At 54.7% G+C, this 1,208-nt stretch carries 1 protein-coding gene; it reads left to right on the forward strand.

Features of this window, described 5'->3' with window-relative positions; all coding sequences use genetic code 11:
• Positions 1-84: 84 nt before the first annotated feature.
• Positions 85-1,208 (forward strand): terminase family protein (locus FDX01_RS04420; RefSeq protein WP_249360863.1); only part of this gene is annotated, 1,124 nt, incomplete at its 3' end.

Consider the following 1,208-nt stretch of genomic DNA (forward strand, 5'->3'; position numbering starts at 1 on the left):
AGCTTGAGGTGGGCGTATTGAAAGATGGCGGTAGTGATAACGCGATCGTCGTGCATAACGCATTGCCAATACCAGGAAGATGATATGGCTGATATTCACCTGCCTACGCTGCATGACGGGCAGTTAAAGGTCTGGTCGGATTCCTGGGATGGTCAGCTTCATGCGGTCCGCTGTGGCCGCCGCTGGGGTAAGACATTCATGCTGTCCAGTGCTGCCGTGACCTACGCCACTTCGCCGTTTAAGCGACCTGGCATGGACATTGAGCTCGGCGGACGCGTCGGTATCTTCACCGCAGAGTATCGCCAGTACCAGGAGATTTACGACAAGCTCGAAGAAATCCTGCTGCCGCTTAAGAAAAGCTTTAGTCGCCAGGAGAAGCGCCTGCTTCTGAAGAACGGCGGGAAGATCGACTTCTGGGTCACCAACGACAACAAACTGGCTGGTCGTGGACGTGAATACGAAATCATCCTGATAGATGAGGCGGCATTTACCAAGTCGCCGGAGATGCTGAGGGAGATTTGGCCGAAGTCGATTAAGCCAACGCTGCTGACGACGAAAGGCCGGGCCTACATATTTTCAACGCCGGACGGGGTGGACGAAGATAACTTCTTCTATGCCATCTGCCACGACAAGAACCTTGGCTTTATCGAGCACCACGCGCCTACGTCATCCAACCCGTTCGTTCCTCCGGAAGAGCTGGAGAAGGAGGAGGCCAACAACGACCCTCGCGTTTTCCGTCAGGAGTTTCTTGCCCAGTTCGTAGACTGGTCATCCGCTTCGCTGTTCGACGTCCGCAAATGGTTCGAGGGTGAGAATCAGGATCAGCCGGTCGATTACCCTGAAATGTGCCAGGCGGTATTTGCCGTCATGGACACGGCGGTTAAAGGCGGAGCTGAGCATGACGGTACGGCTGTTGTCTATTACGCCGTTGATACACGCCCCGGCCTGATGCGCTTAACCATCCTCGACTGGGATGTGGTGCAGATTGACGGCGCGCTGCTTGAAGTATGGATGCCTTCAGTATTTGAAAGACTCAACGAGCTTTCAGGCCAATGCGTGGCCGTCAACGGCAGTCTGGGCGTGTTTATCGAAGATGCCAGTATGGGCAGCATCCTTCTGCAAAAAGGCGAAAGCCTTGGCTGGCCGGTCAACAAAATTGAATCCGCCCTGACCAGCAAAGGAAAGGACGAGCGAGCCATTATGGCTTC

It is taken from the genome of Citrobacter sp. wls613 (genome assembly GCF_005281195.1).
GTDB lineage: Bacteria > Pseudomonadota > Gammaproteobacteria > Enterobacterales > Enterobacteriaceae > Citrobacter > Citrobacter gillenii.